The organism is Bacteroidales bacterium, from assembly GCA_021648725.1.
GTDB lineage: Bacteria > Bacteroidota > Bacteroidia > Bacteroidales > JAADGE01 > JAADGE01.
The window spans coordinates 46,132-59,081 of sequence record JAKISF010000004.1 but is presented as its reverse complement, the minus strand read 5'-3'; the positions used below and the strand labels follow the sequence as shown (position 1 = coordinate 59,081).

The 12,950-nt window shown below is 30.9% G+C and carries 13 protein-coding genes; 6 read left to right on the top strand and 7 right to left on the bottom strand.

The genetic code is table 11. The annotated features are described in order from the left end of the window. Window positions 1–11: 11 nt before the first annotated feature. From L3J35_02680 to L3J35_02650, 7 genes are all read right to left on the bottom strand, one after another. Window positions 12–1,244 carry a GDSL-type esterase/lipase family protein gene (locus tag L3J35_02680; GenBank protein MCF6365086.1) on the bottom strand — a complete coding sequence of 411 codons (1,233 nt, stop codon included), beginning with the start codon at window positions 1,242–1,244 and terminating at the stop codon, window positions 12–14. A 22-nt stretch (window positions 1,245–1,266) separates the two neighbouring features. Continuing rightward, complete coding sequence (locus L3J35_02675; GenBank protein ID MCF6365085.1) at window positions 1,267–2,781, bottom strand: GDSL-type esterase/lipase family protein; 1,515 nt, start codon at window positions 2,779–2,781, stop codon at window positions 1,267–1,269. 66 nt (window positions 2,782–2,847) lie between these two features. Further along, window positions 2,848–4,428 carry a transglycosylase SLT domain-containing protein gene (locus tag L3J35_02670; protein ID MCF6365084.1) on the bottom strand — a complete coding sequence of 527 codons (1,581 nt, stop codon included), beginning with the start codon at window positions 4,426–4,428 and terminating at the stop codon, window positions 2,848–2,850. A gap of 87 nt (window positions 4,429–4,515) precedes the next feature. Further along, window positions 4,516–5,121, bottom strand: coding sequence for a DUF5683 domain-containing protein (locus L3J35_02665; protein ID MCF6365083.1), 606 nt, complete (start codon window positions 5,119–5,121; stop codon window positions 4,516–4,518). A 2-nt stretch (window positions 5,122–5,123) separates the two neighbouring features. Then, window positions 5,124–6,011, bottom strand: coding sequence for a ParB/RepB/Spo0J family partition protein (locus tag L3J35_02660; GenBank protein ID MCF6365082.1), 888 nt, complete (start codon window positions 6,009–6,011; stop codon window positions 5,124–5,126). 10 nt (window positions 6,012–6,021) lie between these two features. Then, complete coding sequence (locus L3J35_02655; protein ID MCF6365081.1) at window positions 6,022–6,795, bottom strand: AAA family ATPase; 774 nt, start codon at window positions 6,793–6,795, stop codon at window positions 6,022–6,024. Window positions 6,796–6,962: 167 nt separating this feature from the next. Further along, complete coding sequence (locus L3J35_02650; GenBank protein ID MCF6365080.1) at window positions 6,963–7,625, bottom strand: hypothetical protein; 663 nt, start codon at window positions 7,623–7,625, stop codon at window positions 6,963–6,965. A gap of 166 nt (window positions 7,626–7,791) precedes the next feature. On the opposite strand from L3J35_02650, the gene L3J35_02645 reads away from it, so the two are divergent. The 6 genes from L3J35_02645 (at window position 7,792) to rpmH (ending at window position 12,935) form a co-directional block, all read left to right on the top strand. Then, window positions 7,792–9,216, top strand: a complete 1,425-nt coding sequence (locus L3J35_02645) for a leucyl aminopeptidase (protein ID MCF6365079.1) — start codon at window positions 7,792–7,794, stop codon at window positions 9,214–9,216. Window positions 9,217–9,243: 27 nt separating this feature from the next. After that, window positions 9,244–10,305, top strand: coding sequence for a 4-hydroxythreonine-4-phosphate dehydrogenase PdxA (gene pdxA, locus L3J35_02640; GenBank protein MCF6365078.1), 1,062 nt, complete (start codon window positions 9,244–9,246; stop codon window positions 10,303–10,305). 34 nt (window positions 10,306–10,339) lie between these two features. Next, complete coding sequence (locus L3J35_02635; GenBank protein MCF6365077.1) at window positions 10,340–11,440, top strand: glycosyltransferase; 1,101 nt, start codon at window positions 10,340–10,342, stop codon at window positions 11,438–11,440. Next, window positions 11,431–12,051 (top strand): sigma-70 family RNA polymerase sigma factor, encoded by a 621-nt coding sequence (locus L3J35_02630; protein ID MCF6365076.1) that lies wholly within the window; start codon window positions 11,431–11,433, stop codon window positions 12,049–12,051. Before L3J35_02635 ends, L3J35_02630 begins: the two co-directional genes overlap by 10 nt. Continuing rightward, on the top strand, window positions 12,035–12,667 hold the full coding sequence (rsmG, locus tag L3J35_02625) for a 16S rRNA (guanine(527)-N(7))-methyltransferase RsmG (GenBank protein MCF6365075.1): 633 nt from the start codon (window positions 12,035–12,037) through the stop codon (window positions 12,665–12,667). The genes L3J35_02630 and rsmG overlap by 17 nt, the downstream gene beginning before the upstream one ends. A gap of 109 nt (window positions 12,668–12,776) precedes the next feature. Further along, window positions 12,777–12,935: a 50S ribosomal protein L34 gene (gene rpmH / locus L3J35_02620; GenBank protein MCF6365074.1), complete on the top strand. Its 159-nt coding sequence runs from the start codon at window positions 12,777–12,779 to the stop codon at window positions 12,933–12,935. The last annotated feature ends 15 nt before the right edge of the window (window positions 12,936–12,950 follow it).

The window sequence follows — 12,950 nt, the reverse complement described above, 5'->3', positions numbered from 1 at the left end:
AAATATAAAAACTATAATTTATTAATATAATCAATGTGATTACCGTAAGCTTTCAAAATTGCACTAAAAAGCAAATCGCCTTTAATTTGATAACCTTTTTTTGTGAAATGAATTAAATCATTTTGCATAAGTTTTTCTTTATGCCAAAGAAAAGCTGAGTTATAACCTCCCATGATTTTATAGAAATCCCAAACTCCGCAACCGAGTTCTTCGGCAAGTTTATACATAACATCTTCGGCTTTTGCCGTATTTTCGTTAGGGTTCTTTCTTCGATAATAGCTGTCGTTTGGCACTGTAAATAAAATTGCAGTTTCAGGAGAGGCTTTTTTAATGCTTTTAATAAGTTGCATGTAATTATTTTTATAATAATCGGGGCGGAAATTTGTAGTATATGTGTCGTTTGTTCCGAGTGACAGAATAACTAAATCGGGTTTAAGAACTTCTGTTTGCTGTTCCAGTAAGTTACATTTTAAAAAGGAAGGTACGCTTGCTCCGTTAATTCCGACATCGTTATATACAACCCCGGGATTATCATTTTCTAAATAAATACCGTATAATGTAAAATTATTTTGAATCGTATCTGTTTGAACAAATTTCAGTTTAATTGTTTGTAAATAATCTTCGGTAATTATTTCGGTATATCCTTTTTCAGGAAATTCGTTAATTTCATATAAACAATTTATTTCAACAGGTTCAATTTTATAAGTTGCTTCGTTTATTTTATTAAAAACAATAATTTTATTAAAATCATAATGAATATAATCTTCTTTAAACTTAATTGAAATACTTGTATTTTTTTCGGTTGTTGAGGCTGATATTCCGGTAATGCCTAAATTGCATTGTTTTTTTTCTACATTTCTGCATGTTTCCCAATTGCCGGTGTATGATATTGAATAGTTTTTCGGTCCGTTTGTTTTTGCCATTCTGAAAGGAAATAATAAGCCTCTTCCGCCGTTTAATCCCGGAAAAAATGTTTGCATTTTCTTTCGTACAACTTCTGTGTATCTTCCGGCTTGAATATGTGAACCTCCTATGTGAATTACATTAATTTTTCCTTCTCCTGTTTTAATAACTTTATCAAGTTTTGAGAATAAGTTTCCAAATTGAGAGCTGTCGCCCGGGAAATCAATTTTATTTTTGTCGTATCTTATAAAGTTGTAACTTTTATAAGAATAATCTTGGGCATTTACAGAAAATATAAATCCAAAGATAAAATATAACAATATGGCAGTTTTAATTCTCATTATTTTACAGGCTTCTTCTTAATTACCTCTTTCTCAAATATCGGTTATATTCATACATAAATGCATTATAGAACATTTTAGCAATATAACGGGCACCTTGCGGAGTGAAATGTATAAAATCTTTTTCTCCCAAAGGCGGGTCGTGAAAAACCCATGAAGGCATTGAGTTTTCTCCTCCCATTGCTTCATACATATCCCAATAGGCACAGTTGTTTTCAAAACTTGCTTGTTTTAAAGCATCTCTGATGAGAGGAATATTCGGGTATGTAACATAAATATCGTCTTCTTTTTTTGACATATCGGCAAGACCGATTACAAGAATTGTCATATCGGGAGCAATGTTTTTAATTGTTCGTAACTGGCGAGAAAAACTTTTTCTGTACCAACCGTATTTTTCTCTTTGTCCGGGTACTATGTTTCCTCCGAATTGTAAAATTAGAAGTTTAGTATTAAGTTGTGAATACATTCGGCTCAGCATATTCAAATCCATTCGTGTAAAAAACAATCCTCCCGAACCTCGCATACCGATGTTATCAACATTTATTCCTGAATATCCTTCTAAAGAAAAACCGTAAATATCGGGGCTGTCTTCGGCATCAAATTCAAATTTTAAATTTTCGGGTGCAGTTTCAAATGTCCAAGTTTTAACAGAATAGTCGCTTGTGGAATCTAATACATCTTCGGCAATTTGCTGTTCATCGGCAAAAACTTTTACGGTAAAAGGAGATTTATTATTACCGTAGAACATTTTGCATCGTTGATATTTTTTTGTGGGTTTAAAAGAATACGGTGATTGCGAAATTGTCAGTTCTGCATGTTGTATTATTTTGGCGGCAAGCTTTTCGTTTTTAACAATTGTATCCGGTATATCTGCGAGAATCGGAGTAAATCGAGCAAAATTTCCCAGCATACCGTATTTTCTGTGTTTTACGGTTGTGTCTTTTCTTCCGTAAACTGTGTATCTTTTCCAATCTCCGCTTTTGCTGTGAATCATGGGTGATTTAAAATCATAAGCTTTAACGGCAGGGACAAAACCTGCACCGAAACCTCCGAATTGTGTTTGTAATTTATATCTGAAATAATCTGTAATCCTGTCTGTTTCTATCTGAGAGTCACCATAGTGCATTATTCTTACAATTTTGTTTTCATTTTTTACGTTTGCAAGAATCTCAAAAAAACGATTAAGACTTGAATGTGTTGCATCCGGAAATTCTATATACCTCACAACCGAATCTATACGAATAGGAACAGGCTCATAATACACGTAATGAGAATCAACCATTACGGAATCGTATTTATTTTCTTCAATAATTTCAAATGCTGAGCTGTCAACTTCGTCATCAATATTTGTAACATCTAAAATATCACTTATATCAACTTTTTCTTGCGAAGAAGGGTTAATGAGTTCTTCAAAAGAAATAAATTTAACGGTAAAATTATCGGTTATTTTAATTCCGTCGGCAGGAATAATTATTGTTAATAACAAAAGGATAAAAAATATTGATGTTATAAATATTAATATCTTTTTAGGATTCATTGTGCTTAGATTCATAAGAAACCGGCAGCAAAAAAACTTTTTACTGCCAATTTTATTGAGAAGATTTTATTTGTTTTTGATAATAATTTCTTGACCGATTTTTAATGAGCGTAAATCACCATCAGTAAAACCGTTAATTTTTTTAATATTATCGGCAGATACTCCCGGATATTTTTTTGCAATTGTCCAAAGGTTATCGCCTGATTTAATTTTGTATGTGATATGTTTGCTTTTATCCGGCTTAGTGAATGTTTTTTTAACTTTTGAATTGCTATTGCTGTTAGACGGGATATTAGTTTCATCCTTTTTCTTCCTGGACATTGAATTTACTTTCTGATAATGTGAAAATTTACTTGCATTTACCCAAACTTCAATTTTTTGTCCTATTTGGAGTTTATTGCTTTTAATACCGTTCCAATATTGTAAATCTCTGCTTGAAACATCATACCATTCGGCAATATTACTGTATGTATCGCCTGCTTTTATGGTATAAAATAGTTTTTTCTTTCCTTTTTTGCTCGGCGGTGTGTAATTATAACTGTAATTTTTATACGGTCTGTCATCTTTTGACGGTTCAATAATAGTAACTTGATCTGTTAAGTATAAACTGTCTTTATATTTGTATATTTCGTCTTCCGAAGTTAAAAAATCACTTACTTTATCAAAAGGAAGTCTTAAGGGATATGCTTTGTAATGTCCCGGAATAATTTGTTTTTTATATTGAGGATTCAATAAAGTTAATTCATCAAAATCTATTTTCAGAAACTCGGAAACTTGTTTAAGATGCAATTTTTTATTAATCATTACTGTATCTGTAACAATTGTCATGTCAATTTTTTTCGGTACGATGTTGTGTTCTGCATAATAATTTGTTGTGTAAAGTGCTGCAATATAGGCAGGTATATAGCCTCTTGTTTCTTTAGGAAGATAAGGATATATTTCCCAGAAGTTAGTTTTTCCGCCCGAACGTCTTATTGCTTTTTTTACATTTCCTGCTCCGCTGTTATATGCAGCAATTGAAAGTGTCCAATCTCCGAAAATTTTATACATATCTCTGAGGTATCTTGCGGCTGCATCGGTTGATTTTAAAATATCCATTCTTTCGTCAACATAAGAATTAATTTCTAAGCCGTACATTTTTCCGGTCGGGTACATAAATTGCCACAGCCCGACAGCTCCGGAACGAGATCTTGCTCTGGGGTTTAATCCTGATTCGATAATTGACATGTATTTTAATTCAAGCGGAAGGTCGTATTTATCAAAAACTTGTTCAAAAAACGGTAAGTAGTATTCTGTCATTCCTAAAAGATTTCTTCTGAAAGATGTATTTTTTGTGTAAAATTCAATCCACCTTTTAACTTTATCGTTATATGCAATAGGAATCAAAGTCGGTAAGTTGAAAAGTCTTTTAATATAAACCGAATCTGCTGTTTCTTCAGTAATAAATGCAGGGTTGGTTTTTACGGTAGTGTTGTCATTATTATTTTGACTTCTTTTAACATACCAGTTATTGACCAATAAATCAAGGTATTCTGTTTGTTGTGCAAGTGCATCAAAATCTTCGGGTTCTTCTGTATTGGTTTTTTTTTGTGCATCGGCAACTATAAAAAGAACTGAAAGAAGTATTGAAAGAAATAAAGTTTTCATATATTTTTTTTAGAATATAAATATTGTATCAATAATGCAAAGTTTGTTCCGGAACATAAATAATGTTCTTAATATTACAATTTTACGTTAAAACCTTAATCTAAAAGTTAAACCGACAGTATTTTTATTTTTTATTGTGTATAACGGAATAACTTCCGGTTGTATTGTTAAAGATAAATCATCACTTACGTCAAAATCTGCAAGATGTGCATAAACGGTTGCATCAATAATATTCAGAGCATAAACGGCTAAAAAAACTAAAGCTGACAGGTCTCTGTTTCTTCTGTATTTGTCTTTGTATTGGGTTATTGTTGTTTCATCAATTTCAAGAGTAAAAATTGTTAATTCAGATTCAGTAATCTCACCGTTTGTTAGTTTTTGGCGTTCAACTAATCCGTCCAGGTATTTCTGATATTGTTTGTTAAAATAATTGAATGAGAAAGCAGTTGTACCTAAAGCACTGTAAAAAAGCGGTATTTTCCAATATTGGTTATTGTATCCTTGTCCTGCACCCGGTAATATTGCCGAAAAAATTATGGCTGTTGTCGGGTTATGCTTTTTTTCGGGTTTAATTATATCAGAAATAACTACTGTGTCGGTTGTGAGTTCAATTAATGATGTATCTTGTTGTGCATTAGTTTGAATAAAGAAATTTGCAAATAAAAAAAGAAAGAAAAAAAACTTAGTTTCCATTATTATTTAATATTAGAAATGATTTTTTGTATTTCTTTAAATGCTTCGTCGGATGTAAACGGTATGCTAATACTTCCTCTTCCCGCATTATTTCTTTTTATTGTTACATTACTTTTAAAAATATCGGAAAGTTCATCTTTAAATTTTACAAATTCTTTGGGTAATTTAGTTTTTGTTGTCTTACTTGTTTGTTTTTTTACAGGATAATTAATTTCTCTTATTAAATTTTCAGTTTCCCTGACCGAAAGTTTGTTACTTATTATTTTCTCATAAGTTTCAACTTGTTTTTCCCCATCTTCAATATTAACTAATGCTCTGGCATGTCCCATTGATATTAGTTTTTTCTGAATACCAAATTGAATTTCGGCAGGAAGTTTAAGAAGACGTAAATAATTTGTAATCGTAGATCTTTTTTTTCCTACTCTGTCGCCAAGCTTATCTTGGGTTAAATTACATTCATCCATTAATCTTTGGTATGAAACAGCAATTTCAACTGCATTTAAATCTTCTCTTTGAATATTTTCAATTAATGCCATTTCAAGCATTCCTTGATCATCGGCTTTTCTTATAAATGCAATTATGTTTTTTAGTCCTGCATCTTTTGATGCTCTTAACCTTCTTTCACCGGAAATAAGTTGGAAGTTTCCGTTTTCTAATTTTCTTACGGTTATCGGTTGAATTATTCCGTGTTTTTTTATGGAAGATTTAAGTTCTTCTAATGTTTCCGGGTCAAATTCTTGACGAGGTTGGAACGGATTTAATTCAACTTTGTTTATGTCAATTTCTGCAACTGCTCCTGTTGAAACAGCTTCATCAACACTTCTTTTTTCAAATCTTGAGTTATCAATTAATGCTCCTAAACCTTTTCCTAAGGGACTTTTTTTTGCCATATTTTTTTTCTTAGTTTGCTGTTTTGTTTCTTTCCAGTAGTTCTCTTGCTAAATTTAAATAATTTATTGAACCTTTTGAGTTTGCATCATATTGTATTGCAGGCATACCGTAACTCGGAGCTTCGCTTAGCTTAATGTTTCGTTGAATTATTGTGTCAAAAACCATGCTTTCAAAATGTTTTTTTACTTCTTCGGCAACATGGTTAGATAAACGAAGTCTTGCATCATACATTGTTAAAAGAAAACCTTCAATGCTTAACTCTTTATTTATATTCTTTTGAATCATTTGGATTGTATTCAACAGTTTACCGAGCCCTTCTAATGCAAAATATTCACATTGAACGGGTATAATTACGGAATCTGAGGCAGTAAGAGAGTTTAATGTTAAAAGACCTAATGAAGGGGAGCAGTCAACTAATATATAATCATAATCATCTTTTATTTCTTTTAATACTTTGTCAAGTATGTATTCTCTGTCCTCTTCTTCCAGCATTTCAATTTCTGCTCCGACCAAATCAATATGAGACGGTAATAAATATAAATTTTCTATCTGTGTTTTTAGTATTACGTCTTTTGCTGAAGCTCCTCCAATAAAGCAATCATATATGCCTTGTTCAATTTCATTCAAATCAAAACCGGTTCCTGATGTTGCATTTGCTTGCGGGTCAACATCAACTATTAAGGTTTTTTTTTCTAAAACAGCAAGACTTGCAGCTAAATTAATTGCAGTAGTAGTTTTTCCTACTCCGCCCTTCTGATTTGCTAAAGCTATAATTTTTGACATTATTTGTTTTTTTGAATATTTGTTTTAAAGAATAATCATGCAAAAATATAACTTTTATTAATATTAAACGGTTTTTTATTGTTTCTTTTATTAACAGCAATTAACAGGTTTTAATTAATTGTTAAAATAAGACCGAATAGTCGTGATTTACAAATAAGTACGATGGGTTAGTTGTTAGGAATGCTGTCACCTTCCGGTTCTTCGTAATAAACTCCTGCACTTTGAATATATCTGTTTTGCCAGTCTCTGTTTCTGACTTCTTTCAATAAATTAAATACATTTTCTCCGACAAAAAAGTCGCTTAACTCTTGAATCCCGAAAGTTCTCAGAATTTGCATTTGAGCTTCGGAAGGAAGCCAAGTAATTTTTATATCAGGATGTTTTGCCCAACCTTTTTCATTATTTTTTTCCGGATTATAATAAGGGAACTCAGAATATTTTAAACGCCATAGATTATTAAGAATTGCTTCAGTTTTTTTTATAGTATAGCGAGTAATTTCGCTGTTGCCAATTTTTTTCACATTAGCGGGTATTTCAAAAATGTTATATTTTTCTATTAAATTTTCTTTTTCGGGATTAGCAGGTGAGGTTTCAAAACCGGCAGCTTGTCTTATCCAACTGTCTGCTGTTAAAAAAAATATATCTTCACGATGTTTTGCATCTTTTTTCATAACGGCACATTGAATAAGGCTTCCGTTTAGATTAGGCATTAATCTTATTGCAAAGAAATATTCTTTTTCAGAATTGTCATCTTCTCCGAAAGTGTGATTCTGAGAGAAAATTACAAGCACACTTATATTGAATAAAAATATGAGAAGAATTTTTTTCATTTGTCGGTTGAATATTATTTAAACTTATTAAACACAAAATACGTGCAAAAGTTTGCAATATATCATTTTGCCTTGTTGCAGCAGATGTTTAATTAAAATTTGTTTTTACTGATACATATTTACTTATTTTTATAATTTTACGTTTTATTTTATACATTTATTATATATGAAGATTAATTTTTTAACAAAAGAGAGTATAAAACCGTCAGGAACTGTTGTTTTTGCCGGTGAAAATGTAGATTTTACCGAATTTTCAATTAATGAAAAAGAACAAGCTTATATTTCCGGAGAATCAGAAAAAGAAATAATTGAGTTGAATAACTTCAGTCGCTTTTTTTATTTTATTAACCCGAATGATAAAATAATAAGTTGCGATATAGAAAAGATAAGAAATGTCGGCAGCAAACTTACAAGCATATTTAATAAAAATAAAATTGATTCAGTTACTATTATTGATTCCGGACATAGTTACGAAAAGATTTTAGCTCTTGCCGAAGGAATGGCATTAAGCAATTATAAATTTTTGAAGTACTTTAAAGATGCAGAAAAGAAAGTTTCAACGTTTAAAGAAATTAACATTGTTTCTGAAAACATAAGTTCTGAGCAAATTTTTGAATTGCAAACAATTGTAAATGCTTTATTTTATGCGAGAGATCTCGGAAATGAACCTTATTCCGGTTTAAATTCTGTTGATTTATCCGAAAAAATTAAAGAATTAGGAAAAGAAGCAGGTTTTGTTGTTGAAGTGTTTAAAAAAAAGGAAATTGAAGCGAACAAAATGGGCGGAATACTTGCTGTTAATCAAGGCAGTAATATTTCTCCGACTTTTTCTGTATTAAAATGGGAACCGAAAAATGCCGTAAATTCAAAACCTTATGTTTTAGTCGGAAAAGGATTAGTTTATGATTCAGGAGGCTATAGTTTAAAACCCACAAAGAATTCAATGGATTTAATGAAGTTGGATATGGCAGGTGCAGCATCGGTTATAGGTGCAATGTATGCTGTTGCAAAAAATAATTTACCTGTAAGTGTTATTGCATTAATACCTTCAACGGATAATATGGTAAATTCGGATGCTTATGTTCCCGGAGATGTTATAAAGATGCACAACGGGTTATTTGTAGAAGTTTTAAATACAGATGCTGAAGGAAGATTGATTCTGGCAGATGCTTTAAGTTACGCCCAAAGTCTTAATCCTGGGCTTGTTGTGGATGTTGCTACATTGACCGGTTCTGCTGCAGTTGCAGTAGGTACGGAAGCTGCAGTAATTATGGGAACGGCTTCGGACGATATTTTCAATAAACTTATATTAAGCGGAGAAAATGTTTACGAAAGAGTTGTGAAATTTCCTTTTTGGGATGAATACAAAGAGATGTTGAAATCAAACATCGCAGATATAAAAAATGTAGGAGGCAAAGAAGCCGGAGCAATAACTGCCGGAAAATTTTTAGAATATTTTACTGATTATCCTTGGATACATATTGATATTGCAGGACCTTCAATATTAAGTAAAAAAAGTTCATACAGAACAGAAGGAGGCAGCGGCTTCGGCGTAAGATTACTATATGACTTCCTGAAGAATATTAAATAAAACATTTTTCAAAAAAAAGATGAAATAATGGAAACAGTTGAAAATAAAATAAAAGTAGGAATAACCCACGGAGATATTAACGGTATTGGTTATGAAATAATTATAAAAACACTTATTGATAAAAGAATAAATGATTTTTGTATCCCTATTGTTTACGGTTCTCCTAAATTAGCAGCTTATCACAGAAAAGCTGTTAATATTGAAAATTTCAGTTTAAATATTATTAAAAGTCCTGAGGGTGCAAACCCTAAAAGACCCAATATTATAAATTGTGTAAACGAAGAAACACGAATTGAACTGGGAAAATCAACTTCCGAATCGGGTGAAGCAGCATATTTGGCATTAGAAAAAGCAGTAAATGATTTGATTGAGCATAAAATAGATGTTTTGTTAACCGCCCCGATTAATAAAAAAAGTATAAAATCTGAAAAATTTAATTTTCCGGGGCATACAGAATATTTACAAAATAAAACAAATACTGATGAGGTTTTAATGCTGATGCTCGGTGAAAAAATGAAAATCGGAGTTGTAACCGGTCATGTACCTGTTAGAGATATTTCGTCTTTAATTACAGAAGAAAATATTTTAAAGAAATTAAGAATTTTAAATAAATCTTTACTTGAAGATTTTACAATAAGAAAAGCAAAAATTGCTGTCTTGGGATTAAATCCGCATGCCGGAGACGACGGTGTAATCGGAAGTGAAGAAAAAGAAATTATTATACCTGCAATTAATAAAGCTCGTGACGAAGGCATTATGGCTGTGGGACCTTATCCTGCCGACGGCTTTTTCGGTTCGGGAGCATATTTGAAGTTTGATGCTGTGTTGGCAATGTATCATGATCAAGGTTTAGCACCGTTTAAAGCGATTGATTTTGAGAACGGTGTAAATTATACTGCCGGTTTGCCGGTTATAAGAACTTCTCCCATTCACGGAACTGCATTTGAAATTGCAGGAGAAGGTATTGCTTCGGCAGATTCTTTCAGAAAAGCATTATTTACCGGAATTGAAATTTTTAAAAACAGAAAAATGTACAAAGAAACTTCAAAAAATAAACTTTCCGGGAAAGGCGAAAATCAAAATATCTAAAAATAACCGAACTGAAATATTGTAAATAAATAAAGTGCTTGAGAAAATTATCATACTTGTTTTTTGGATTTCTTTCGGCATTCAAATATTTTATTTTGCATTTTTTTATTTGCGTGTTTTTATTAAACCAAAAATCAGCTTAAATAATAATAGTGAAAAACCTGTATCCGTAATTATTTGTGCTAAAAATGAGCATAATAATTTAAAAGAATTTTTACCAAAAGTTCTTAATCAAAAATACCCGGTTTTTGAAGTAGTTGTTGTAAATGACGGTTCATCAGATATGTCTTCGGAATTATTAAATTCGTTTTCAGATGAATATGAGCATCTGAAAATAATTGAAATCAAGTCTGAAAGCTCAGGAAAAAAAAATGCAGTAAAAAAAGGTATCGAAGCAGCAAAATACGAATATTTGCTTTTTACTGATGCTGACTGTTATCCCGAAACCGATTTGTGGATTGAAACAATGATGCTTCCGTTTTCAGAAGACAAAGATATTGTACTTGGTTACGGTGCATATAAAGAGACTGAAGGCTTTCTGAACAAAATGATAAGATTTGAAACATTGTTTATTGCATTAAAATACATGTCTTTTGCAAAAGCAGGATTCCCGTATATGGGAGTAGGACGAAATTTAGCATACAGGAAATCAATTTTTTTTAATAATAACGGATTTGAATCCCATAAACACATTATGTCGGGTGATGATGACTTATTAATTAATGAAACTGCAAACAATAAAAACACTTCGATTGTGTGTGAATATGAGGGAATTACTAAGTCAATTCCGAAAAAAACATTAAAAGAATTTATTATTCAGAAACGGAGGCACTTATCAACAGGTTTTAAGTATAAAACAGCACATAAGTTTTTATTAGGAACGGAATATTTGTCATCAGTATTTTTTTTTCCGGCTTTCATTATTGCTTTGATTGTTAAAGTTCCTTTTGAAATAGTTGTTATTCCGTATATATTAAAGATTTTTTTTCAAACTGTTATCTTTTCATTTTTTTATGATATGTTTAAAGAAAAGAAGAATTTAATTTTTATTCCTATATTTGATGCTTTAATTCCGATAATAAATTTTCTTGCGATTAGCAGCAATTTTTTTGTTAAAAATAAAGAATGGAAATAGGACGTAACTTTTCAGATAAGGCAAAAAGAGACTTTCTTTTAATAGAGAAAGCAAAAAGCGGAGACCAATCTGCTTTTGCCGAATTGTTAGGTTATTACCGAGAATCTTTATATTATTTATTACTTAAAATGGTAAATTCAAAAGAAGATGCTGAGGATTTAACAATTGAAACATTTGAAAAAGCATTTCGAAAAATTAATACATATAAACCTGTTTATGCCTTCAGCACTTGGTTGTTTCGTATTGCTACAAACCACGGAATTGATTTTATGCGTACAGCCGAAAAAAAAGTAAATAATGTATATATAGACAAAGGTTTTAATTATGATAATGATTTCCATAAACCGATTGTAATTGCTGAAAAATCATTAAACCCCGAAGAAGAGATTGTAAGCAACCAACAAAAGAAAATTTTAAAAAGTATTGTTCAAAAATTACCGCCTGATTACAGAAGAATAATTGTTCTCAGATATTTTGAGGAGTTTACATACGGTGAGATTTCCGACAAACTTGATTTGCCCCTCGGAACAGTAAAAGCAAGGCTTCATCGCTCACGAGAACTATTATTAAGTACCTTGAAAAAACATAATATCCATGATATTAAATTCTGACATTGAAATTGTTAAAACATATTTTCCGGAAATATCTTCTTTGCAAAACTCTCAATTTCTTAAATTATCCGAATTATACGAATATTGGAATAACAAAATAAATGTTATCTCAAGAAAAGATATTGAAAACCTTACTATAAGGCATATTTTGCATTCATTAGCAATTGCAAAAGTTAAATCATTTAAAAAAAACATTCATGTATTAGATGTGGGAACAGGAGGTGGGTTTCCCGGAATTCCTTTGGCAATAATGTTTCCCGAAACAAAATTTACTTTAATTGATTCTATTGCAAAAAAGGTTAAAGTAACTCAAGAAATTGCAGATGCATTAGGATTGAGAAATATAAAAACCAAACAAATTAAAAGCACTCAATTAAAAGCTTCGTTTGATTATATCACGGGCAGAGCAGTAACAGCCTTTCCTGCGTTTTATAGTTCGGTAAAACATCTTTTTAAAAAAGGAAAGTCTGAAAAAGCAATAATCTATTTAAAAGGCGGTAATTTTAACGATGAAATCAAGGTATTTAATAAAATTCAAGTATTTGAAATAAGTGACTTTTTTAATAATCAATTCTTTGAAACAAAGAAAGTTATTTATTTGCCCATAAATTATTGATAAAAAAATCTACAATATTTTGTAAAGAATAAAAAATTAATACCTTTGCAAGCCGAAATTAAATAAGAAATCAATCAAGCCTTTCACTAGGTAATAAAAATAAAGAAAGATGAAAAGAACGTTTCAACCTTCAAACAGAAAAAGAAAAAATAAGCACGGTTTCAGAGAAAGAATGGCAACTGTGGGAGGTAAAAATATTTTAAACAGAAGAAGAAGAAAAGGGAGAAAGAAATTATCCGTTTCAAGCGAACTAAAGCATAAAGCATAAATTACATAATTCAGG

Coding starts and splice junctions, on each gene's coding strand:
- L3J35_02680 (MCF6365086.1), bottom strand. CDS start 1,244: ATGAGAATTAAAACTGCCATATTGTTATATTTTATCTTTGGATTTATA.
- L3J35_02670 (MCF6365084.1), bottom strand. CDS start 4,428: ATGAAAACTTTATTTCTTTCAATACTTCTTTCAGTTCTTTTTATAGTT.
- L3J35_02645 (MCF6365079.1), top strand. CDS start 7,792: ATGAAGATTAATTTTTTAACAAAAGAGAGTATAAAACCGTCAGGAACT.
- L3J35_02675 (MCF6365085.1), bottom strand. CDS start 2,781: ATGAATCCTAAAAAGATATTAATATTTATAACATCAATATTTTTTATC.
- L3J35_02630 (MCF6365076.1), top strand. CDS start 11,431: ATGGAAATAGGACGTAACTTTTCAGATAAGGCAAAAAGAGACTTTCTT.
- L3J35_02660 (MCF6365082.1), bottom strand. CDS start 6,011: ATGGCAAAAAAAAGTCCCTTAGGAAAAGGTTTAGGAGCATTAATTGAT.
- rsmG (MCF6365075.1), top strand. CDS start 12,035: ATGATATTAAATTCTGACATTGAAATTGTTAAAACATATTTTCCGGAA.
- L3J35_02650 (MCF6365080.1), bottom strand. CDS start 7,625: ATGAAAAAAATTCTTCTCATATTTTTATTCAATATAAGTGTGCTTGTA.
- pdxA (MCF6365078.1), top strand. CDS start 9,244: ATGGAAACAGTTGAAAATAAAATAAAAGTAGGAATAACCCACGGAGAT.
- L3J35_02655 (MCF6365081.1), bottom strand. CDS start 6,795: ATGTCAAAAATTATAGCTTTAGCAAATCAGAAGGGCGGAGTAGGAAAA.
- L3J35_02665 (MCF6365083.1), bottom strand. CDS start 5,121: ATGGAAACTAAGTTTTTTTTCTTTCTTTTTTTATTTGCAAATTTCTTT.
- rpmH (MCF6365074.1), top strand. CDS start 12,777: ATGAAAAGAACGTTTCAACCTTCAAACAGAAAAAGAAAAAATAAGCAC.